Origin of the sequence: Nocardia spumae (genome assembly GCF_020733635.1) — a bacterium.
Taxonomy (GTDB): Bacteria; Actinomycetota; Actinomycetes; order Mycobacteriales; family Mycobacteriaceae; genus Nocardia; species Nocardia spumae.
Window position 1 is genome coordinate 228354 of record NZ_JAJFZL010000001.1, and the last position, 22969, is coordinate 251322.

General features: G+C 66.8%; 20 protein-coding genes. 7 read left to right on the forward strand and 13 right to left on the reverse strand.

The genetic code is table 11. The features are described from left to right. Positions 1–455: 455 nt before the first annotated feature. Positions 456–3011, reverse strand: coding sequence for a DUF6049 family protein (locus LKD76_RS01015; RefSeq protein WP_227979021.1), 2556 nt, complete (start codon positions 3009–3011; stop codon positions 456–458). Further along, complete coding sequence (locus LKD76_RS01020; RefSeq protein WP_227979022.1) at positions 3008–3544, reverse strand: NUDIX hydrolase; 537 nt, start codon at positions 3542–3544, stop codon at positions 3008–3010. The genes LKD76_RS01015 and LKD76_RS01020 overlap by 4 nt, the downstream gene beginning before the upstream one ends. A gap of 182 nt (positions 3545–3726) precedes the next feature. On the opposite strand from LKD76_RS01020, the gene LKD76_RS01025 reads away from it, so the two are divergent. Continuing rightward, entirely contained in the window at positions 3727–5175 is a 1449-nt protein-coding gene (locus LKD76_RS01025) for a CCA tRNA nucleotidyltransferase (RefSeq protein WP_227979023.1), read from the forward strand. Between the two features lie 14 nt (positions 5176–5189). Here LKD76_RS01025 and LKD76_RS01030 read toward each other — a convergent pair whose 3' ends face one another. Further along, positions 5190–6005, reverse strand: coding sequence for a hypothetical protein (locus tag LKD76_RS01030; protein ID WP_227979024.1), 816 nt, complete (start codon positions 6003–6005; stop codon positions 5190–5192). A gap of 69 nt (positions 6006–6074) precedes the next feature. Next, a complete protein-coding gene (locus LKD76_RS01035; RefSeq protein ID WP_372465960.1) occupies positions 6075–7682 on the reverse strand; it encodes a DUF4185 domain-containing protein in 1608 nt (535 codons plus the stop codon). Between the two features lie 245 nt (positions 7683–7927). Between LKD76_RS01035 and LKD76_RS01040 the strand changes: the two genes are divergently transcribed. Then, positions 7928–8209, forward strand: coding sequence for a hypothetical protein (locus tag LKD76_RS01040; RefSeq protein WP_308188501.1), 282 nt, complete (start codon positions 7928–7930; stop codon positions 8207–8209). Here the strand turns inward: LKD76_RS01040 and LKD76_RS01045 are convergent. Next, on the reverse strand, positions 8199–9602 hold the full coding sequence (locus LKD76_RS01045) for an MFS transporter (protein ID WP_227979025.1): 1404 nt from the start codon (positions 9600–9602) through the stop codon (positions 8199–8201). The two genes, LKD76_RS01040 and LKD76_RS01045, sit on opposite strands and share 11 nt — an antisense overlap. A 96-nt stretch (positions 9603–9698) precedes the next feature. On the opposite strand from LKD76_RS01045, the gene LKD76_RS01050 reads away from it, so the two are divergent. Next, complete coding sequence (locus LKD76_RS01050) at positions 9699–10490, forward strand: pirin family protein (RefSeq protein ID WP_227979026.1); 792 nt, start codon at positions 9699–9701, stop codon at positions 10488–10490. A gap of 48 nt (positions 10491–10538) precedes the next feature. Next, the gene (locus LKD76_RS01055) at positions 10539–11186 is read left to right on the forward strand and encodes a DUF4190 domain-containing protein (RefSeq protein ID WP_227979027.1); all 648 of its coding nucleotides are present in this window, start codon (positions 10539–10541) and stop codon (positions 11184–11186) included. A 20-nt stretch (positions 11187–11206) separates the two neighbouring features. On the opposite strand, the gene LKD76_RS01060 is transcribed toward LKD76_RS01055, so the two are convergent. After that, positions 11207–11722 (reverse strand): hypothetical protein, encoded by a 516-nt coding sequence (locus LKD76_RS01060; protein ID WP_227979028.1) that lies wholly within the window; start codon positions 11720–11722, stop codon positions 11207–11209. Between the two features lie 118 nt (positions 11723–11840). Between LKD76_RS01060 and LKD76_RS01065 the strand changes: the two genes are divergently transcribed. From LKD76_RS01065 to LKD76_RS01075, 3 genes are read left to right on the forward strand one after another with little or no spacing between them, the layout of a single operon-like run. Next, a complete protein-coding gene (locus tag LKD76_RS01065) occupies positions 11841–12689 on the forward strand; it encodes a DUF5753 domain-containing protein (RefSeq protein ID WP_227979029.1) in 849 nt (282 codons plus the stop codon). Between the two features lie 10 nt (positions 12690–12699). Continuing rightward, on the forward strand, positions 12700–13080 hold the full coding sequence (locus LKD76_RS01070) for a DUF397 domain-containing protein (RefSeq protein ID WP_227979030.1): 381 nt from the start codon (positions 12700–12702) through the stop codon (positions 13078–13080). A gap of 50 nt (positions 13081–13130) precedes the next feature. Further along, complete coding sequence (locus LKD76_RS01075) at positions 13131–15119, forward strand: M13 family metallopeptidase (protein WP_372465682.1); 1989 nt, start codon at positions 13131–13133, stop codon at positions 15117–15119. Here the strand turns inward: LKD76_RS01075 and LKD76_RS01080 are convergent, their stop codons facing one another. The 7 genes from LKD76_RS01080 to LKD76_RS01110 form a co-directional block, all read right to left on the reverse strand. Further along, entirely contained in the window at positions 15120–16439 is a 1320-nt protein-coding gene (locus LKD76_RS01080; protein ID WP_227979031.1) for an ABC transporter substrate-binding protein, read from the reverse strand. 17 nt (positions 16440–16456) lie between these two features. Further along, positions 16457–17305: a carbohydrate ABC transporter permease gene (locus tag LKD76_RS01085; RefSeq protein ID WP_227979032.1), complete on the reverse strand. Its 849-nt coding sequence runs from the start codon at positions 17303–17305 to the stop codon at positions 16457–16459. Continuing rightward, positions 17302–18231 carry a carbohydrate ABC transporter permease gene (locus LKD76_RS01090; RefSeq protein ID WP_227979033.1) on the reverse strand — a complete coding sequence of 310 codons (930 nt, stop codon included), beginning with the start codon at positions 18229–18231 and terminating at the stop codon, positions 17302–17304. Before LKD76_RS01090 ends, LKD76_RS01085 begins: the two co-directional genes overlap by 4 nt. Before the next feature lie 198 nt (positions 18232–18429). After that, the gene (locus LKD76_RS01095; RefSeq protein WP_372465961.1) at positions 18430–19257 is read right to left on the reverse strand and encodes a L,D-transpeptidase; all 828 of its coding nucleotides are present in this window, start codon (positions 19255–19257) and stop codon (positions 18430–18432) included. A gap of 426 nt (positions 19258–19683) precedes the next feature. Next, positions 19684–21060, reverse strand: a complete 1377-nt coding sequence (locus LKD76_RS01100) for a cytochrome P450 (RefSeq protein ID WP_227979034.1) — start codon at positions 21058–21060, stop codon at positions 19684–19686. A gap of 72 nt (positions 21061–21132) precedes the next feature. Then, positions 21133–22299 (reverse strand): serine hydrolase domain-containing protein, encoded by a 1167-nt coding sequence (locus LKD76_RS01105; protein ID WP_227985042.1) that lies wholly within the window; start codon positions 22297–22299, stop codon positions 21133–21135. A 137-nt stretch (positions 22300–22436) separates the two neighbouring features. After that, positions 22437–22955 carry a DUF6764 family protein gene (locus LKD76_RS01110; protein WP_227979035.1) on the reverse strand — a complete coding sequence of 173 codons (519 nt, stop codon included), beginning with the start codon at positions 22953–22955 and terminating at the stop codon, positions 22437–22439. Positions 22956–22969 lie beyond the last annotated feature (14 nt).

A 22969-nucleotide genomic window follows, 5' to 3' on the forward strand; every position in this document is an offset into this window, starting at 1 on the left:
GTCGCGGATCGGCGGGCGGGACCGGGCGCGCATCGTGCGGCGCGCGCCGGATGGGTCCCGCGCCGTTCGGCACGACACCGTTGGGGCCCGACGGCGGCATCGACTGGTCGGGACCGAGACGTCGCGGTCCGCGCTCCCACGGCGCGGCGGGAGTTCGTCGCGGATGCTGCTCGTCGTCGGCCTGATCGGGCACGACGGGGCCGTCGTACTCGGTCACCGGACCTCCGGTCTGCTGCTGGGCATTCGATCGGCGGAGCGGACAGGCGGGTGCTGGTCGCGGGTCCGGTCGGCACAATGAGCCGCTGCGCGATTGTCGCTCACTGTGCCTGGGGTCCTGCGGGACACCCGCACCCGGTCGGCACAATGAGCCGCTGCGCGATTGTCGCTCACTGTGCCTGGGATCCTGCGGGACACCCGCACCCGGTCGGCACAATGAGCCGCTGCGCGATTGTCGCTCACTGTGCCTCCTCTTCCTGCAGTACTCGCTTGCGGGCGCGCAGGTACCGGTTGAGCCTGCGTCGTTTCCCCGGGTCCAATCCCTTGTCGGCCGGATCCGGCTGTCCCCGGAAGCGGCGCCACAGGCGGCGACCGGCGAGCAGGAACAGCAGTGCACCGGCACATGCGGTAATTATCGCCAACGCTTGACCGTAAGCGTTCGAACGTACCGAAACCGAGGTGGCATTGCCGAGAGGCACCCCGTCCGGTGTGCTAAGGGATATCGGAATGACCAGGTTACGGCTGTCGCTCACCTTGGTCGGAATCTGGAACGACCGGGTGCCCTCCGCGGGAAGCTGCTGTTCGCCGATATCGGTGATATTCGTCTCGGCGGGCGCGCCGATCTTGAAGCGGATCCGGATCGCGACCGGCAGATCGTTGCGCGCGACCAGCAGCAGGGGACTCTGTTCCGAGGCCAGGGTGTACACCCCACCCGGCGGCAGCACGCTCACCGACGAGAACAGTCCGTCCATGGTCCGCGTGGTCTGTTCGAGCCGGCGTTGTGCGGCGGTGTCGGCCTGCGTGTCGGTACCGCCGCGATCGGAGAGGGTCAGCACTCGGATCAGATCGTCGCGCAGCGGCGTCAGGAAAGTGCGCGGGGTCGGCTCCTGCTGGGGGATCTCGACCAGGGCGCTCATCAGATCGTCGATGCGGTGTTCCTGCTGTCCGACGGGGGCGATGAACTGATCCGGCACGGCCTGGGCGGCCGCGTCACCCGAATAGTCGAGGTCGAACGGCCGGGGATCGGCCGGTTGCGCGAGCAGATCGGTGAACGATCGCGGAGTGGCCAGCCCGGTCCGATACAGCGATTCGAGTTGTGAGAGCAGCGCCCCCGCCTCGTCGCGATCGGCACCCCACTGTTGTGGCGGCATCAGCAGTGTCGATCGCGGCCGGGTCCCGGTCGTGCTCAACGCCGGCCAGGCCAGCGCACCGAGCGCATCCTGAAGCCGGGCGGTACGGGAGTCGTTGGTCACCGCGTAGCGCACCCGATCGGGGGTGAAAGCCGGGGTGGGCGGATTCGATCCGACCGCCGCCAGCGCGGTCGCCGACCACATATCGAAGGTGGCGACCTTCAATCCGGAATCGGGTTGTGCCGGTGCGTCGGGCTTCGCGGGCGCGGCCGGGAGGCGTACCACCTCCGGCACCGGGGCATGGGTCTCCGCGGAGACCGAGGCGGTACTGCGGACGGTGGCATCGGCGGGCATCGAACCGGTCGCGGCGCTGACCGCATCGCCTTCACCTATCGCATTGTCGGCGAGGACCGCGCTGGTGAAACCGCGCTCGGTGAGCATGGTCGTGGCATCGGGACCCATGGCGCCGGACGCGGGCAGGCTCACCCCGCGCACGGATTTGACCGACAGCAGCGAATCGACGATATCGGCGGGGGCGGTGAGTGCGCGGGCGGTGAGGTCCGCGTCGTGCACCCCGGCCAGCGCGGTCGGGTCGACTTGGGCGAACGGCAGTGCCACGGTGCACATCGTCGGCGCGAGCGCGCGCAGCCGATCCAGCCACGACCGCGCCGCCTGCGGGCCGGTGCCGTCGCGGGTCGGGCCGTCCGGATCGGACGGACTGGCCAGCACGCGATAGCCATCGGTCATCTTCGACACGGTCAGCAGCAGATCGGGGTCCACGGCCAGGCACAGCGACCCCGCCAATCCGGGGCCCGATCGCGAGGAATCGCGAGATGGATCGGACCGCAGCGCCGATTCCAGCGCCGAAACCAGTTGATCGAGCCGCCCGCCCGCCGCGAGTTCACCGGCCAGTTCGTCGTCGGTGAGCAGGGCCTTGCCGTCGACGGACCCCGGAATTCCGGCCACCAGCCGCGGACGGTCGGCCAGCGGCCACACCATGGTGGTCGCGACCGGAGGTTGCGGGGCCGCCGGAATCGGCTGGGTGCCCTCGGGCGCGCCGTCGGAACTACTCGGCAGCGCGGGCAGGCCCACGACCGGCAGCAGGAACCGCGCATCGTCGAGATGGGCCTGGTTGCCGTAGGCCGGTTCGCCGTTCACATTGAGCAGTAGCGGGTACACCCCCGGCTCGGTGATCCCGAGCGAGGACGACACCGGCGGATCGGCGGCTTGGTTGTACATCCCCTCCCGCACACCGATCCGCAGCGTGAACTGTTTGCGCTGGCCGGGGGCCAATTCGTCGGTGACATCCTGGAACGGTCCGGTAATCGGGAAGCCGGACTGATCCTGGCGCAGGGTGGAGCGCAGTTCGCTGGGTTCGCCGACCGCCGACCCGCGTTGCACCCGGACACTCACATCGTCGACCGCGCGGTCGCCGATATTGGTCACGGTCCCGGTGAGCGTGAGCACCGAATCGCTGGTCGTGGTGATCGTGCTGGGTGAGACCGAATCCAGCGTGAGTTTGAGAAATTTCGGCGCGGTCGTCGTACCCCCCGAACCGGAGGGTTCCGCATTGCTCGATCCGGCCGACGGCACGCACAAAACGGCGAGCGCCAGCGAGACGAGCAGTAGCACCCACCGGCGCCTACTGCCACCCGCACGCGTCATTGTCTGCCGCTCTCCATCCGATCGATCAGCCGATTCGCGACTTCGGCCAGACGCCGCTCATCGGCGTAGGCGAGCCGTGAATCGAGTTCGCTCAACGGCACCCAGGCCACCTTGGTGACCTCGACGTCGGCATCGGAGAGCTCACCCCCCAACGACCGCATCAGATAATGGTGCACGGTCTTGTGTACCCGACGGCCCTCGGTGACGAACCAGTAGTCGATACTCCCCAGCTCCGCGACCACCGTGCCGTTGATACCGGTCTCTTCGGCGACCTCGCGGACGGCCGTCTGCTCGGCCGTCTCCCCCTCCTCGATATGCCCCTTGGGCAACGACCACAGGAGCCGGCCACGACGGTCGGTACGGCCGATGAGTGCGGCACAGCGCTGCTCGGCCGGACCGTCCAGGCCGTCGACGACCAATCCGCCCGCGGAGGTTTCCCGGACGGTGCGCATGCGAGGTTTCGCCGCATTACCGGCCGAACCGCGGCGCCGGGGCTGGCGGCGTCGACTGTTCGCGCGATCGGCCGGAGACACTGCGTCAGTCTAGCCGCGCCGGATCGATGCGCTGAACGTGTTCGGCGCCGAGTCGCCCGCCCCGCCCCGGCAGGTCCGGGCGAGTGCGCGTGGGTGCGGACCAACTAAGCTGCGTGTCCGTGGTTTCGCCGAAGTCCGTTGACGCAGAAGTGGAGGGCGGCACAGCAGTGGAGGGAAGAGCCGTGTCCGACCCCGCCGGTGATCGACGGACGCGATTGCTGGCCGCGGCGGCGATCACGCTGGGCCGGCTCTCGGATGTCCTGACTCCGCTGGGCGGGCTGTTCGCGGCGCGGGGCCATATGTTGTACCTGGTCGGCGGCAGTGTGCGGGATGCGGTCCTGGGCCGGCTCGGCACCGATCTGGATTTCACCACCGATGCGCGACCGGAGGTCGTCCAGGAGATTCTGCGCGGCTGGGCCGACAACCTGTGGGACACCGGAGGTTTGGCGTTCGGGACTGTGAGCGCGTCGAAATCGGGCTGGCAGCTCGAGATCACCACTTTCCGCAGCGACAGCTACGACCGTGTCTCGCGCAATCCCGAGGTCACCTTCGGTGACAGCCTCGAGGGTGATCTGATCCGCCGCGACTTCACCGCCAATGCGATGGCGGTACGGATCGGCGCGACGGGCGAACTGGAATTCGTCGATCCGCTCGACGGGATGGACGATCTGCTCGAAGGTGTCCTGGATACGCCGGCGGCGCCGGAGGATTCGTTCAACGACGATCCGCTGCGGATGTTGCGCGCCGCGCGCTTCGTCTCCCAGCTCGGTTTCGAGGTGGCGCCGCGGGTGCGGGTGGCGATCGCGCTGATGGCGGACGAGATCCGCCGCATCACCGCCGAGCGGGTGCGCACCGAGCTGGACAAGTTGATCGGCGGTGAATATCCGACCGAGGGCATCGACATCATGTGCGAGACCGGGCTGGCCGAGCGGGTGCTGCCGGAGGTGCCCGCGATGAAGCTCGAGATCGACGAACATCATCAGCACAAGGACGTCTATCAGCATTCGCTGACGGTGCTGCGCCAGGCCATCGACCAGGAAAACGGCGATCCCGACCTGGTGCTGCGCTGGGCGGCGCTGCTGCACGACATCGGCAAGCCGCCGACCAAACGCAACGAGCCCGGCGGCGGTGTCAGCTTCCATCACCACGAGGTGGTCGGCGCCAAGATGGTGCGAAAGCGGATGCGCGCCTTGAAGTATCCGAAGCAGTTCACCGAAGATGTGGCGCGACTGGTCTACCTGCATCTGCGGTTCCACGGCTACGGCAAGGGTCAGTGGACCGATTCCGCGGTCCGCCGCTATGTCACCGATGGTGGGGAGCTGCTACCACGCCTGCACAAGCTGGTGCGGGCGGACTGCACCACCCGGAACAAGCGCCGTGCCGCTCTGCTGCGGTCCACCTACGACGATCTGGAAACGCGGATCGAGCGGTTGCAGCAGGAGGAGGACCTGCAGCGGGTGCGGCCGGACCTGGACGGTAACGCGATCATGGAGCTGCTGGGCCTGGAACCGGGCCCCCAGGTCGGTCGCGCCTGGCGCTATCTGAAGGAATTGCGGCTGGATCGCGGCCCGCTGACACGCGACGAAGCGGAGGCGGCACTGCGGGAGTGGTGGGCCGCGGGCGGGCAGTAGCCGGTCGGAAGGGGTCAGAAGACGATGAGCGTGGTGCCGGCCACGATCGCCGCGCGCATCTGACCCAGGTCGATCGAACCGGTGACCGCGGGCAGTTCGATCCGGAAGTTCACCCGGTCCCCTTGCCGGTCCGCGCGCACGATCCGCAGGTCGCTCGGTAGATCGGTCAGCGGCACCGGCGCCACCGTCACCCAGCGCCGGGGTACCCGCACGCCGGCCCAGGACACTTCGTGGATCGCGATGATCAGTTGATTGTCGCTGATGGTGGCATCGGCCAGTGCCCGGAACCTGCGCTGTCGATGTCGCGCGCTGATCAATCCGCTCGGATGAACCTCGAAATGCCAGTCCAGGCGCTTCTCGTTGAGCCACTCCATCAGGGCCGCGGTGGTCACGGCGCCGGTGACGTCGAGGCCCGCTGTGCGCACCTTCGTCGGCACGCCGGGAATCAGCCGCACCCCGTGCGCGATGACGGTCATCTCCTCGACCGGATGCCCGTTCCAGCGCAGCTCGGTCAACACCGTCTTGGTCTGGAAGTGGGCGCCCCGGCGGCGAACCTTCAACGTCCGCAGGATCGCGGTCAGATCGTGCCCGAGCAGTGTGGCGGTGACCTCTCGGCCGCCGAAACGACTCAGGATCCCCTCGCTGAGCAGGGTCATCAGCACATCGGGCAGTAGCGCGGTGACCGTTCCCGATCCCAGATCGGCGACGGGATCCAGCCAGGCCGTGGTGAAGGCCGCCCACTGATCCAGCAGTTCCGGGTCGAACAACCGACGGCCGAGGTCCACTGCCCGCAACGGTGACCAGGACTTGGGATCGAAATAGGTGGCCATGATTGATTCGAGAATACTGGCCGCGGGTGAATACGCGAGGTGGTGCAGATGACGCCTCGCGTGCTCGGATCAGGGATCAGCGGGCTTCGGGGCGTCGAGTGTCGCGTGCATCAGGTACACGTTGTAGCTGTCCCAGGCCGACATCGTGAAGTAGAGATCCTTGCCGGTCGACCACGGGTGGATGAAACCGCCGTACGACTTGGGGTAGTTGTCGGTATCGGCCAGCACCACCCCGTCGGTCCAGGTGCCCTGGGGCTCGGCGGCTGTGCGCAGCACGATGGCGTGCCGTGCCGGATCCAGGTACACCATCTGCCACTGCTTGCTCGAGTCGTCGTAGCGCAGCGACAGCTCGCCCGCGATTCCCGGCACGATCGGGGTGGCGAGGTTCTCCTGGGCCGGTGCCCAGGTGCCGTTCACCCAGTATTGGTAGGCCGCCTTGTTCAGCACATCCTTCTTCGGCACCCGGGCCAGCCCGATGACACCGACTCGCCCGTTGGGCGTGCCGAACATGTAGACGTAGTCACCGTGCGGCACCATCGTGGCGACCTGGAAGCGGTCGAGGCCGAACATGTTGTCCCACTTGGCGTATTGATCCTTGACCCAGGTGCTGCCGCCGTCGTCGGAGTAGGCCAGGCCGCCGTTGTTGGTCCACCACATCCCCGGAATCCGGCTCCAGCGATTGACCGACATGTAGCTCACGTACTGCCGGTTACCGAGGGCGAATCCCGAGGTGGGGATGACCGTGGTCTCGAAGTTCTTGATCTTGCGACTGCTCAGCAGTTCGGCCGCGTGGCATCGGCTGTCCTGGACCATCTTGTCGATGACCAGTCCCTTCGACAGATCCCGCTCGGTACTGAAACCGAGCACATTGGATCGCCAGTCGGGCCCGCCGGCGCCACCGGACTGCCAGCCCTTGCCGAAGGTGTCGCCGAACAGCACGGCGACCTCGCCGGGCTTGGTCTCCCACATGATGCCGAGGTCGGTTCCGTCGACCTGCCAGCGCATATCGGTGCGATTGACCGAACCGTGGCCGGTCACCTGGCCGACCAGTTTCACGCCGTCCACCTGCCGGGGTGCCGGCGGTGCGGCGACCGGACCGGGTTCGGCGGAGTTGATCACCGGCGGCGGCGGAGTCTCCGGTGCGGGCGGTTCGCCCCCGGGAATCGGGATCGGAATCGGCTCCGGTTCGGGGTTGATGTTGATGTTCGGCAGATTGAACGGCCCGGAGTTCGAGCCCGATCCGGTACCCGAGCCGGTCCCGGAGCCGGTCCCCGAACCCGATGCGGACCCCGACTGCGGTGCGGGTTCAGCGGGCTGGGCGGGATCCTCGGTGGGGGGCGGCTGCGGCTTCGGTGTATCTCGGATATCCGGGCACGGATTGTGGCACGGGTCGGCCGGTAGCGGCTGTGGGACGATCCGGGTGTTGTCCGGTTTCGGGCCCGGCACCGGCACCGGCACGATCTCCGGGTACGGCACCTGGATATCGATCGACGGCGGCAGCGGCGGAAGTATCGGCGGCGCAGGCGCGTTCGGATCGGGCTTGCGGGCGAGTGGGTCGAATCCGGTTTCCCCGCAGGCGTTCTTCGGCGGCGGCGCCCACGGTGCGAGTTCGGCGGCGGCCGGAGCGGGAACCAGGGAGCCGGCCAGCAGCAGTCCGGTGAGGGCAGGCCCGAAGATCGCGGGCGCACAGCGCCTTCCGGAGGAGACCAATCCGCGTGAGACCGGTGTACCGACCCGATACTTCCCCACCACGTAGCTCCCGCTCACCGTTCTCCTGGACAACCGCTCGCATCACCGGGGACATGCACCATCAGTCGCCACGAACTTTGGGATCGAGCACAGCGGGTATCAATCTAACCGACTGGACGGGGTGCGTGTGGGTGGACCGGGAACCCCGGGCGCGGCGGTCGCGTCGGACGGATATGACCAATATCGAGTACCTGTTCGGCTCGGGTGACGGTGGCGCACATATCTGGTCGACGCGGGCGGATCTGGACCTGGGCGGTCACGGCACACCCGATGCGGTACGGCTCGACTTCGACGGCGACGGTCGGGCCGACGACGCGCTCTGGGATTGGGATCGGGACGGGTCGGCCGATATCGCCGCGCTGGATCTCGACGACGACGGCGTTCTGGACCGATTCTTCGCCGACAGCGACGATCTCGGTACCTGGGATCAGCCGATCTGGTCGGTCACCGAGTAGCGGAACGCCTGCTGTTGATCGCGATGGCCGCGATACCCAGCGCGTAGAGCACGGCCCCGGCCGCCACGACGGCGAGCGACCGTCCGTCGGCGGGGATCACCAGCGCCGTGATCGCGACGGCGACTACGAAGGTGATGTTGAAGATGGTGTCCTGCAGCGCGAATACCTGTCCGCGTCGATCGTCGTCCATATCGATCTGCAGGGTGGCGTCGCCGGTCAGTTTGACCATCTGCCCGGCCAGGCCCAGTGCAAACGCACCCGCCAGCAGCAGTTGGTGGGCGCGTTGTTCGGCGGCTCCGGTGGCGATGGTGATCGGCGGTACCAGCGTCGCCTGCACGAGCAGCGCGAGCGACAGTCCCGCGACGACGGTGCGCGGTCGGCCGAGCCGTGGGATCAGCAATGGAGTCAGCACGGCGGCGGCCAGCATGCCGGCGGCCACGGCCGTGATCGCCACCCCGAACCCGACGAGTCCCGAACTCGCCGAGATGCCGGATTCGTTCGGCCGGCGCAGCACCAGGACCATGAGCAGGGTGTTCGCGCCGAATACGATCCGGTGGGTGCCGACGCCGATCATCGCCGTCGTGCAATCCCGGGATTCGGCGACCGCGCGGGCACCGGTCCGCAACCCGGTGAGGACCGCGTGGACGGACTCCCGTGCCGAGTCGCGCCGAGTCGCCGGTGCCGGACTCGCGGATGTGGCGGCGGGCGAATCGGGTTCGGGTTGCGCGCCCTCCGCCGGGGACGCCGGGCCCAGATGTTCGGGTCCCAGCTGGTGACGCGCGAATCCGAGCGCCGCCGCCACCGACAGGATCGATCCGCAGGCGCCGGCGGCCACCGCGACCCCGCCCGCGAAATCACCGGCGCCCAGCGCCCCGATGATCGTCACGGCCGCCGCGGCCCCCGCCCCGGCGCACCCCGAGGCGACGGTGGCGAGCACGGAATTCATCGGCACCAGCCAGCGCTGCTCCAGCACCCGGGGCAGACTGGCCGAGATACCGGCCAGGACGAATCGGCTGATGCCGACCACCGCGAGGGCCAGCAGCAACAGCGGGGTATCCCGGATGCCGGCCCACAATCCGACGGCGGTCACCAGGATCAGTACCGCCCGCACCGCATTGGCGATCAGCAGCACCATGCGCCGGTCCCATCGGTCCAGTAGCGCTCCGGCATAGGGGCCGATGACCGAATACGGCAGCAGCAACACCGCGAAGCCACCCGCGACCGCCAGCGGATCGGTGGCGCGTTCGGGATTGAACAGGATCGCACCCGACAGCGCGGCCTGAAACATTCCGTCGCCGAACTGGCCGGCGAACCGGATCAGGGCCAGCCGGGGCATTCCGGGCCGACGGACGGCGGCGGCCACGGCGGCCCGCCGCTGAGCGTCGGGTCGCATTATCGGTTCACCTCCGGATCAATGTGCGAGGGCGGTGCGCCGCCACGGTAGAATCTACCCGGCGGCCTCGACAGCAGCCCGAGAGGAGGACCCCTGTTGTCCACACTCACGACACCACACATCGATATACATCGCGCCGGCGATCGCATGAAAACCCGTGTGGCATGGCTGGATTCGAAACATTCGTTCTCCTTCGGCGAGCATTACGATCCCGACAACACCCACCATGGGCTGTTGCTGGTGAACAACGACGACATCGTGCTTCCGGGTGAGGGATTCGAAACTCATCCGCATCGGGATATGGAAATCGTCACCTGGGTTCTCAATGGGTCTCTGGTCCATCAGGATTCCCTCGGACATGCCGGTGTCATCTATCCGGGATTGGCGCAACGAATGAGTGCCGGCACCGGAATTCTCCATTCGGAAAAGAACGATTCCTGGCGGTTGCCGCCGGAGCAGGGCGGAACGTCACCGCATTCCGAGCCGGTGCATTTCGTGCAGATGTGGGTTGTTCCGGACGAGCCCGGAATTACCCCCGGATATCAGCAGCTCGAAATCGACGACGAACTCGCACGCGGCGGTCTGATCACCGTCGCCACCGGAATGCCGAGGTATCGCGATCGCACCGCGATCGCGATCAGCAGCAGCCATTCCGCCCTGCATGTGGCGCGTCTGTCGGGTGCCGGTGCGCACGAGGCGATCAGTCTGCCCGAGGCCCCCTATCTGCATGTATTCATCGCGCGCGGCGAGGTGGAGATGGAAGGCGTCGGGACGTTGTACGCGGGTGACGCGGTGCGGATGACGCGCAGTGGCGGGCAGCGGATCGTCGCCGAAGTTCCGGCGGAGGTCCTGGTGTGGGAGATGCACGCCCGGCTCGGCGGGCAATAGAGTCGGCAGACGCTGCAGCGCAGACGTGCGGTCAAGGAGAGGACGGCCATGACGGAGAACCCACCGCCCGGAAACTATCCACCGCCGGATCGGAATCCGCAGCAACCCGGAGAGTATCCGCAGCAACCCGGAGAGTATCCGGGGCGCTCCGGGGAGTATCCACAACAGCCGGCGTACCCGCAGCAGCCGGAACCGTATCCGCGACAGCAGGAGCCGTATCCGCGACAGCAGGAGCCGTATCCCGGCGGATATCCCCCGCCGCCGCCGAGCGGCTACCCCGGCCCGCCGGGGCAGGGCGCGTGGGAGGAGCCGAAGAGTAAGGGCTTGGCCATCACCGCCCTGGTCCTGGGTATCATCGCGTTGCTGAGCTGCTGGACCGTGTTGGGCGGGATCCTGTTCGGCCTGCTGGCGCTGATCTTCGGCATCATCGCCACGGTCAAATCGCGTCGCGGTACGGCCGGGGGCGGCGGTATGGCGATCGCCGGGCTGGTCCTCGGGCTGCTGGGCCTGATCGCCGCCATCGTGATCGCCGCGATCGGGGTCAGCTTCTTCGTCAACAACGGCGGTAAGGACTTCCTCGACTGCGTGAACAAGGCCAACGGCGATCAGTCGAAAATCGACCAGTGCCAGCGTGATTGGAATCAGACGCTGGAGAACAAGTACAGCGTCACGATCAGCCCGCGACCGACGTCGTAATCGCCTCGGGCCGAGCGCGGTCAGTAGACGGCCGGGCGGCACTGCCTGGCCGCCGAGAGGACTTCCGGCAGATCCGGCCGGTAATCGCAGTGCGGCGAATCGATCCACACCCGATAGCCGGTGCGTTCGTCGGCCGGTGAGGGGAGCACGATGGTGGTGCCCGGTGTGACCAGTGCCGCGCAGCGATGGAACATATCGGTGGCGACCGCGGCATCCTGGGTCGATTCGTCGACGTGGCCGGTGAGGAAGGTCCAGCGCGCCGAACGCGGATGGCCGATGATCGGTCCGCGGTGTCCGCGTTCGGTCAGGTAATCGCGGATGGTGGAGCCGAGGGCGGCGGGTACCGTGACAGCGCCGACGGCCCCGATTTCGAGCAGAATTCGGCCCTGGATCGCATCGACGATGCCGTAGAGGCCGTTCTCCGTGCGGTAGCGACGGCATCGAGCCAGCGCTTCCTGGGCGATCACGCGGTGCGCTCTCGGGATGGCGGTGCTATTCGGTTCGATCGCTCCGGCCACCGGGTCGGGCGTGCTCATGGCGATCCTCGTCTCGTAGTCGAGTGCAATGCCACCGATGCACAGACCGTATCGCCGGATGGTTGAAATGACAATAGTCAACACGGGTTACATCTACACCGGCGTAGCATCGGCCCGCATGGCCCCAACGTCGCCTGTCGTCGCTCGGTGGGAACTGGTTCGCAGACTGCGGGAGTTGCGCGAACAGCGCGGCTTCGATTCGGCGGGTTTCGCCCGCGGCGTCGGGTTCACCCCGGCCAACTGGTCGCATGTGGAGAAGGGCCGCCGGATGCTGACCGGCAAGACCATCGGCCCGGTGCTGGACCTGCTCGAGGTCGCCGCCGAGGAGCGTGTGGAACTGCTCGAGCTGCTGGCGGCCGGTAAGGAGCGGGGCTGGTGGACCCGATCCGCCCTGATCGGCCCGGAACTGCAGCGCTACTACGGCATGGAGTACGGCGCGCAGAGCATCCGTAGCTACGACAGTCTCGTGATCCCGGGTCTGCTCCAGACCGAAGGCTACGCGCGCGCGCTGATCAGCGCGGATGTCATGATCCGCCCGGCTCAGGTCGAGCAGCTCGTCGCTATTCGGATGCGCCGGCGGAAGCGGTTGCACGGGTCCGATCCCGCAGAGGTCACCGCGGTGGTCGGCGAGGCCACCCTGGTACAGCAGATCGGTGGTCCCCAGGTGCTGCGCACCCAGCTGGAATATCTGTCCGGATTACTACACACCCGCGACAACATCGACATCCGGGTCATTCCGTTCGCCGCTACCGCCGGGGCGATTCTGGGCGGGGCCAGTTTCCATCTGCTCGATTTCGCCTCGGAGTATCTGCCGACGTTCGGCTGGGCCGAGAGCGCCGTTTTCGGCGGGCCGGTCGACAATCCCGCTCGAGTTCACGATCTGGCGTTCGCATATTTGCGTGCGCTCGATCAATCCCTCAGTCGCACAGAAACATTGGCGCTGATCGAGAAATATCTCGGCGTGTAACATCCTGCCCATGCCTACCCCCGAGAGGTATCAACCAGAGGTGACGCAGTGGTTCACCTCGACCCGCACCAACAACGGCAATCAATGTGTCGAGGTGCGTTTCGACGGCCCGGCGGTGCTGATTCGTGACAGCAAATACCGTCGCGATCCCGCGAACAGACCGGAGCGGGAGCCCGTCATCATCGTCGACGCGGGGGTGTGGATGGAATTTCTGCGGACGGTCGACGACATCGGCGGTAGCGCCCATGTGCGTACCCGGCCGGATCGCGCGGGCGGCACGGTGCTGTGGCACGGCGACACCGAGCTGCGATTCACGGCCGGTGAGTGGTGGGCGTTCGTGGCCGGCGTCCGCGACGGCGAGTTCGACCGCATTCCGGTGGCGACCGGCTGAGCACGGCCGGCCGGCGGCGGCACGGCACCATCGTCGGCATACTGGAGTTCGTGACTTTCGACGTGACGACTCCCTCGGGCATCGATCTGACCTATCGCGACGACGCTGTGCGGGTACAGGACGACCTGTTCGCGCACGTCAACGGCAAATGGCTGGAAACCTACGACATTCCCGCCGATCGCGCGGTCGACGGTGCCTTCCGCACCCTCTACGACCAGGCCGAACTGGATGTCAAGCAGATCATCCAGGAACTGGCCGCCGGTACGAGGGCATCGGTCCCCGACGCCGACGAGGCGCGCAAGATCGGTGACCTCTACAACAGCTTCATGGATGCCGAGGCCGTGGAGGCGGCCGCGCTCACTCCGATCGCCGACGAATTGGCCGCTGTGCGCGAGGTCGGTGATCGCGCCGCCTTCGCCACGCTGCTGGGCCGGCTACAGCGCACCGGTGTCGGTGGCGCGGTGGGCGCCTATGTCGATACCGATGACAAGAATTCGCAGCGCTATCTGGTCAACCTGACCCAGTCCGGTCTCGGCCTACCCGACGAATCGTATTACCGCAGCGACGATTATGCCGAGATTCGTACCAAGTACGTCGAGCACATGGGCCGGATGTTCGCCCTCGCCGCGCTCGACGCCGACCCGCGGCGGGTCTTCGAACTCGAACGCAAACTGGCCGAGGGACATTGGGATGTGGTGCGGCGTCGGGACGCCGAGCTGAGCTACAACCTCACTACGTTCGCCGATCTCGCCGCCGAGAACCCCGAATTCGACTGGAACGCGTGGGCCGATGCCATGGCCGAGGGTACCGGCCGGGCCGGTGCGGAGCTGCTGGCCGAAGTCGTTGTGCGCCAGCCCGATTACGCCAGCACCTTCGCCCGGTTGTGGGCCTCGGAATCGATCGAGGACTGGCAGGCGTGGGCGAGCTGGCGGATCCTGCGTTCGCGCGCACCGTATCTGACCGCCGCCGTCGTCGAGGAGAGCTTCGACTTCTACGGCCGCACTCTGACCGGTGCGCAGGAGAACCGGGAGCGCTGGAAGCGCGCGGTATCGCTGGTACAGGATCTCCTCGGCGAAGCGGTGGCCAAACTGTATGTGGCCGAGCACTTCCCGCCCGAGGCCAAGGCGCGCATGCAGGAGCTGGTCGCCAATCTGATCGAGGCATACCGCCGCAACATCACAGAGTTGGAGTGGATGAGCCCGCAGACCCGCGAGGCGGCGCTGGCGAAGCTCGAGCGTTTCACCCCGAAGATCGGCTACCCGGACAGCTGGCGCGACTACTCCGCGGTGCGGGTCGATCCCTCCGATCTGGTCGGCAACTACCGCAGTGGTTACGCCGCCGACCACGACCGGGATCTCAACAAGCTCGGCGGACCGGTCGATCGCGGCGAATGGTTCATGACCCCGCAGACCGTCAACGCCTACTACAACCCGGGCATGAACGAGATCGTGTTCCCGGCCGCGATTCTGCAGCCGCCGTTCTTCGATATGAACGCCGACGATGCGGCGAACTACGGTGGTATCGGTGCGGTGATCGGTCACGAGATCGGGCACGGTTTCGATGATCAGGGCAGCAAGTACGACGGCGACGGCAATATGGTCGACTGGTGGACCGAGACGGATCGGACCGAATTCGGCAAGCGCACCAAGGCTTTGATCGACCAGTACAACAGTTTCGAACCCAAGGCGCTGCCCGGCCACACCGTGAACGGTGAGTTCACGATCGGTGAGAACATCGGTGATCTGGGCGGACTCTCGATCGCGCTGGAGGCTTACAAGATCGCGCTGGGCGGTGCCGAGGCCCCGGTCATCGACGGACTCAGCGGTCTGCAGCGGGTCTTCTTCGGCTGGGCCCAGGTGTGGCGCACCAAGGCCCGGGACGAGGAGGCCCTCCGCCGGCTGGCGGTCGATCCGCATTCGCCGCCGGAGTTCCGCTGCAACGGCGTCGTGCGCAACCTGGACGGATTCCACGAGGCGTTCGAGGTCACGCCGGGTGACGAACTATATCTGGATCCCGCACAGCGCGTGCGAATCTGGTAGTCACCGTGGGAGTTTCGGGCCGATCTGCCGATCGTAGATGCCCTGTAGCCGTTCGGTGACGTCGGCGAAGGCCGCCGTCACCTCCCGATCGCGCAGTCCGATCTGTTCGAGTCCGGTGCCGATGATCTGATCGGCACCGGGCAGGAACACCCGCCCCCAGTCCTGCGACCGAGTCAGCGGTAGCTGCTCGATCGCGGTGGCGAAATTGCGGTTCGCCGCGAGAAATTCCCGCTGGGACGGTTCATCGATCGCGGACTTGCGCACCGGGATGTATCCGGTGGCTTGCGAGAAGTAGGCGGTGTTCACCGGATCGGTGAGGAAGGCGATGAACCGCAGCGCGTTGGCCTTGCGGCGCTCGGATATGCGGGCCGGAATCGCCAGGCCCGCACCACCGGTGGTACACCCGGGCCCGTTCGGGTGCGGGAGGAATGCGGTGGCGAAGTCCAGGGTGCCCGCGGCATTCGCGGTGATGCCCTTGATATCGCCGGTGGACGTGATCGCCGATCCCACCACCCCGGTGCCGAAATCGACGGCCAGCTGGGGCCGGATATTGGCGTAGCGCTTGCGATTGATCATGTCGCGCAGGAAGTTTCCGGCCTCGACGGTGTGCGGATCGGTGAACGTCAGCGTCCATCGGTCGGAGTAGGCGCCGCCGAAGGTCCAGTTGGGTCCCTGGAAGGTCCAGGCCAGGTAGTTCTTCGCGTCGCCCCAGCCGTGCGCCCATTTGCCCGGGCCGATGGCACGCTGCAGTTCGGGACCCCATTCGTCGAATTCCTGCCAGGACCGCGGCCCCCGATCGGGGAGTCCGGCACGCGCCCACAGCCCGCGGTTGTAGCAGAAGATCTGGGTGGAGCGCGCATACGGCAGTGCCCAGAGCTTGCTGTCGAAGCGGTAGTCCTCGACGAAGGAGTCGACGTAGTCCGTCAGTGGCACACCGGCTGCCGCGATTTCGGCGTCGAGCGGTTCGATCGCCTTGTTGAGGGCGTAGTTGAACCACCAGACATCGGACAGCACAACCACATCCGGTAGGGCGCCACCGGTCAGGGCGGCATTGAACTTCTGCGCCACCTCTTCGTAGTTGCGGCCCGCGTCCACCAGTTTCACGGTCAGCTCGGGATGCTGAACCCGGAAACGGTTGATCAGCTCGGTCTCCTGATTCTTGGAGGTACCCGGATGATTCGACCAGAACACGATGGTGTTCGGATCCCCTTCGACCGCACTGCGCGCGCCCATTCCGGCGCACGCCGACACGCTCAGACCGGCTGCCGCGGTGAGGAAGCCGCGGCGGGACAGCGGAGGTGCGGTCGTCGATCGGGGCACGGCATTCTCCTCGTGGGTCAGCCCTTGACGGCGCCGGTGGTCAGGCCCTTGATCATGTGGCGTTGCAGTACGACGAACACCACGAGGATCGGCAGCATGGTCAGCAGGGTTCCGGCCATCACCGGCCCCCAGTTGGTGACGCTGGGATTCTCGGTGTTCTGCAACAACGTCAGACCGACCGGAAGGGTCGCGACCGACGAATCATCGGCCATCAGGAACGGCCACAGGTATTCGTTCCACTCGTTGACCAGAGTGACCACCGCGAAGGCCACCATCGTGGGTCCCGACATCGGCAGGACCACCCGCACCAGTAGTTGCCACCAGTTGGCGCCGTCGATGCGCGCGGCCTCGATCACCGACACCGGCAGCGACAGAAAGTGATTCCGCATCAGGAAAGTGCCGAACGCGACCCCGCACAGCGGAATAATGATGCCCTGCAGGGAGTTTCGCCATCCGATCTGCGCGATCAAAGCATAGTTGGAGATCACCGTGATCTGGTTGGGGACCATCAGCGCGGCGATGATCACCAGGAAGATCACGGTCTTTCCGGGGAATCGCAGGAAGACCAGCCCGTAGGCGCTGAAGATCCCGAGTGCGAACTTCACCGCCGCCACGACCGTGGTCACGATCAGCGAATTGCGCAGGAAGGTCCAGAACGGCAGTGTGGTCGTCGCTTCGCGGTAGTTCTCCGGATGCCAGCTGTGCGGCCACCACACCGCCGGCTGGGTGTAGATGTCGGGCCGGGCCTTGAACGAGGTGATCAGGATCCAGTACAGCGGCACCCCCACCAGGATCAGGACGCAGACCATCGCCGCATATCCGAAAACCGTTGCGAGCAGACGACGTCGGCGATAGGCAGGGTTCATCGTTCGTCTCGATCCATCACGCGCACCTGGACGAGCGTGATCACCAGCAGTACCACGAACATGATGCTGGCCACCGTCGCCCCGTAGCCGGCGCGGAAGTTGCGGAAGGTCTCGTCGTAGACCTGGTAGACCATCGTTGTCGTGCCGGTGCCGAGCGGTCCGCCGCGGGTCATCACGTTGATGATGTCGAAGACCTGCAGTGAGTTGAGCATGACGGTGATCGATAGGAAGAAGGTGGTGGGCCGCAACTGCGGGAGCAACACCCGGCTGAAGGTGGTCCAGCGTCCGGCGCCGTCGATGGCCGCGGCCTCCAGGAGTTCGCGTTGCACTCCCTGCAGTGCGGCCAGATAGATGACGAAGGTGTAGCCGAGGTTCTTCCAGATGTAGGTGATCGTCACCATGAACAGCGCCCAGTGCGGATCCTGGTAGAAATCCGGGACGTTCTGGATGCCGATGCGGTGCAGCAGATCCTGCACCAACCCGAAGCCGGGATCGAAGATGAACTGGAAAGCCACGCCGACCGCGGCCCCCGAGATGACGAAGGGAGCGAAGATCACCGACCGAACCACATTGCGGCCGAACAGCTTCCGATCCAGCAGCAGGGCCAGCGCCAGTCCGAGCGCCATACTGCCACCGACCGCGAAGACGGTGAAGACGACGGTGTTCCCGACGATCTGCCAGGTGTCGTCGCGGCCCCACCATTCGCGATAGTTGCGGGTGCCGATGAAATGCGCCAGTGGTTCGGCGAGATTCCAGTCGGTGAACGACAGCCGGATATTGTCCACCAGCGGCCGATAGACGAACAGCCCGAGCAGCACCAGATTCGGGACGACGAGCACGCAGAACAGGCCGTAATCCCCCCATGGCCGCCGCCGCGACCCGCGCCCCCGATTCTGAGGCAGCACCCGCTCCGGCCGGCTACGCACCGCCGTATCCTGCCCGCTCCGCGTGAACGCCCGGCGAATCCCCGATGCCGAACCCCTGACATCCCGGCGCGCACCATCCTCGGACACCCCGGTCATGGCCGAATCCTATGGCATTGGTTCGGCCTCGACGTCACTACGGACGCACACCTGTCAACGGCACCCATACCGCCCGCGCAAGAGGCGGAGCAGCCGGCGCTTCTAGCTCCAGTCGCCCATACCGTCGTTGGCGCTGAGGTTTCCGGTGGAGTTGGTGACGACCACCGGGTCACCCTTCTGGGCATTGTCGAAGAACCACTGCGCGTCCTCGGTGCTGACGTTCAGGCAGCCGTGGCTGGAGTCCGATACGCCCTGCTGAGCGACCGACCATGGCGCGGCGTGGACGAAGATGCCGCTGTTGGACAGGCGAGTGGCGTACTCGACCTCGAGCTTGTAGCCCTGCGGATCGGTGACCGGAACTCCGTAGGTGGAGGAGTCCATGATCATCTTCCGATTCTTCTCCCCGACGTAGTACGTGCCGTTGGGGGTTTCGTGGTCCTTCTTGCCCATCGAGGTCGGCATGGTCTTGATGACCTCGCCGTTGCGGGTGATGGTGATGGTGTGGGTGGCGTCGTCGGCGGTGGTGACGACCGCGTCGCCCACCTTGTACGCGACCTTGGTGCCGCCGGCCTCGACCGTGATGTCGGAGTTGGCGGGCCAGAACTCCTCCGGCCGCCAGCGCACCTGCTTGTCCCCGCGCCAGTAGAAGTGGCCGCGGGTGGCGTTGCTGGAGGTGATCCGGATGGACTTCTCGGCCGCGGCGTGATCGCCCACCGGATCCTTGAAGTTGATGATGATCGGCTGAGCCACGCCGACCACGTCGCCGTCACCCGGGCTGACGCTGGGCGGCGCGAAGTTGGCCTGCGGCAGCGGCGGCGGGTTCTGCAGCGGCGAGGCGCCCGGCTCCGGCTGTGGAGACTGGACGACGGCGGGGGCGCCGGGGACATCGGGGCCCCCGGGCCACAGCGGCGACGCCGAGGCGGGCGCCATCGTGATGGCGCCGGCGGCGGTCACCGCGAGTGAAGTCACCGCGAGGGTGAGCAGACCGGTCCGCTTGGACAGGCTGGTCTTGTCCCGAACGGGCTTCCGGCAAGGGGTGGTGCGCACAGCCGTTTCGTCCTCTCCAAACTCCGATCGCGCAATCACAGCGCGCAGAAAAAATCGCGCGCGTGTGCGCGAATGGTCTCTCAGGCCCCGGCCCGGCATCCATTACTACATCTCCCACCGACATCGGCCAATTGCGTTCCGGCAGTTATGAACTACTCGGACGGGGAGTGTGCTGTGTCACCGCTGATTCGCCACGCCGTAGTGATGGGGCGAAAGCGCCGTTCGGATCGGCGAGTCGGATGAGTGACCACGGCCGGTTCGGCTGAGCGCTCTCGATACTCAGCAAACCCTCTTGTGAGGCAAATCACTTCAATGGTGGCGGATTCCCTCTACTGCGAAACGGATTCCGCGATGCGGCCCGGTAGCGATGTTGTGTGGCACCGAGCGCGGGATTCGGCCATCACGATAGCGCGGTGGCAGCGACAACTCGACCCGGGTCAGCACCGTCGCCAGGGCGATCCGCAATTCGAAGTCGGCGAGAGTGGCACCGAGGCAACGCCGATGCCCGCCACCGTAGGGCGCGAATTCGAACGGTCCGTACCGACGATCGAGGAACCGCTGTGGCCGGAACCGCTCCGGCTCCTCCCAGCAATCGGGATCGGAGTGCAGCAGTGGCAGCACGATTCCCATGGTGTCGCCCGCGACCAGGTCGACCCCGCACAGTGTGTAGGGCCCGGTCAGCCGGCGCAGCACGATCGGTACCGGCGGATGCAGTCGCAGTGTTTCCTGGCAGACGGCATCCAGGTAGGGCAACCGGGCCAGTTCCTCGGGTTCGATATCGCCGGCGGCGTCCAGCTCCGAGCGCAGTCGCTCCAGGACGGTGGGTTCCCGGTGCAGCTGGAACAGCGCCCACACCAGGCTGGTCGCCGTCGTTTCGTGACCGGCCACAAGCAGGGTGCGCAGCTGCTCTCGCAGATCGGCGTCGCAGACGCCGCTGCCGTCGTCGTAGCGGGCGCTCAGCAGTACGCCCAGGGCGCCGTCACCGGTTTCGCCGGTCGCGCGCCGGGCCGCGATATCGGTATCCAGCAACCTGTCCACCCGGGCCCGGGCGCGGACGAACCGATCCCAGGGCGAGAATCCGAATGCGCTGTGCCGCAAGGCCGGAACGAGCATGAGCGGCCCGGTGAAGGCGGTGAGGAAATCGCCGACCGCGGCAGTGTAGACGCGCCGCCGGACCGGATCGTCCACACCGAAGATCAGCGTGAGGATCACCCGCAGGGTCAGTGCGCGCGCCGCCACCCGCGCATCGATCGTGGTTCCCGGCCGCCACGGCGGCCCGATTCCGGCGCCGCTGAGCTCATCTCGGGTGCTGTCCTGAATTACCGTGCCGTACTGCGCAATTCGGGCGCGATGAAATGCAGGCGTCAAAAGGATGCGATCCCCGCGATGTCGTTGATCACGAGCGAGTATCAATGAGGCCGAACCGATAAGCGGTTCAATCGGATTCGGTCGCGGCGGATGCAATATTTCGATCGGTGCCCGAAATAATTCCTTTGCCCCGGCCGGAGTCCCGGTGAACAATATCGAACCGAATCCCGGAAACCGGACCGTGAACGGATCTCCGTCGCGTGCGCGGCGCATTCGAAAGTAACGGTCGAAATCCATTCCGGCCGCCGCCGCATGGGCGGTCACCCACCGCGGCGGCCGGGGCACGACCGATTCGCTGGAAGCTGTCGCTGGGCCCATACCCAGGGATACGAGACAACTCGACAGCCGGTTCGATTCGGTGGCCGGTCGATTCGGCCGGCGTCGCGTCCCTCAGCCGAGGGCTGCCCGCGCGTCGGCGGCCAATCGGGCCAAGCGGCCGTCACCGATGGTGTTCAGCGAATTCCCCAGCCGGTTGGTCACGAAGGCGACCGACATTCCCGTTTCCGGATCGGCGAACGCGCCGGAACCGCCGACCCCGTAATGTCCGAATGCCCGACGCAGCGGGCGCCGCGAGGCGATCGGGGGCCGGTGATATCCGAGAGTGAACGGCACCGGCACGCCGATCACATAATCGCGATGTTCGGAGCGTTGTACCTGGTTGACGGTCGCGATGGTCTCCGGCCGCAGCAGTGGATCGCTCCAGGTCCCGTCCGGCAACCACACCCGGCCGTCGTTGGCGAGCGCACCGTACATCCGGGCCAGGGCGCGTGCGGAGAACACCCCGTTGAAGCCGGGCATCACCGCGTCGTGCACCCGTGGATCGCCGATCAGCGCATCGAATCCGGCGGGCATCCCGGCCTCGGCGATCGCGCCCACCGCGCGGCTGCGCGCGATCACCTTCGAGGCGGTGTCCCAGCGCATGCCGGGGATCTTCAGCCGCGGGAAGGTGCGGGCGATCCGGTGCCGTTCGGCCGCGGGCACGCGGAACCAGAATTCGGCGGTTCGCAGGGGTTCGGCGATCTCCTGCCGGACCGCGTCGGTGAACGCCGTACCGGTCGCACGCTGCACGATTTCGGCGACCAGCCAGCCGAAGGTGACCGCGTGATACCCCGATGACTGCAGTCGCCGCGGGTCCGGTTCGGCGGCGGCCAGTGCGGCGATCATCGCGTCGTAGTCGAGGATGCCGTCCGGAGTCTCGGCCAGGCCCCGGACCTTGTGCAGGCCGGCCCGGTGCGACAGCACCTCCCGCACGGTGATGTCCTGTTTGCCGTTGGCCCCGAATTCCGGCCAGTACGCGGCCACCGGTGCGTCGTAATCGATGAGCCCGCGCTCGGCGACGCGATGCAGGACCGTCGTCGCGACGCCCTTACCGGTGGAGAAACTCAGCGCCACGGTGTCGTAGCCCCAGCGCTGATCCGGGGCCGACCATCCGGCCCACACATCGACCACGGGCCGTCCGTGCAGGAAGACCGCGAAGGCGCCGCCACCGCGGTTGGGCCGCGGGAACATCCGGAAGAAACGGTGCACGACCGGCACGAACCGCGGATCGATGATCATCTGTGGTGTGTCGTCGGGACCGATCTGCGCCGCATCCGCCTCGGCGGCCCGCTCGGAACGTGGTGCCGAATCCACCTTGTCGACCTCCTACCGCCGCATGGTCGCGGCGTCGAAACTGACCACGTCAGCGTAGGACGTCAAGGCGTGGGTGGGATCCGCCACAGGCCGAACGGAGTCGCCAGGCAGGCCGCGCCGGTGCGCGAATCCCAGGCCAGCGCCGCCGCCCCCAGGCAGATCGTGGTGCGCCGATCCGAGATCACCTGCGCCTGCGAACCGTTCATCGCGAGCGAGACGCCGATACGGCCGGGAACCGGATCCGGGGCGATCGAGGTGAAGGCGAAGGCATCCGGCCCCATACCGACGGCGACCGGGAGTCCGGCCGCTCCTTCGCTGGCGCCGATCCCGCCGGCGGTACCCATACCGAGGGCCATGGCCCCCGCTGTTGCCTTGGCGTAGCCGACACCATCTATCCCGGCCGATCCGGCGTGGCCGGAATCATCACCGGCCGCCCGGCATGCCGTGGTCCCGGCCAGAATTGTGATGTCACGGTTGCTGTCGGCGGCGCAGTGCACGGTGGTTGCCGAAGCAGTGCCGAAGCAGCATGTCACGGCCCCGGCTGCGACGACCGAGCTCAGGATCGCGGTCATCACCTTCATGGAACGCTCCTTTC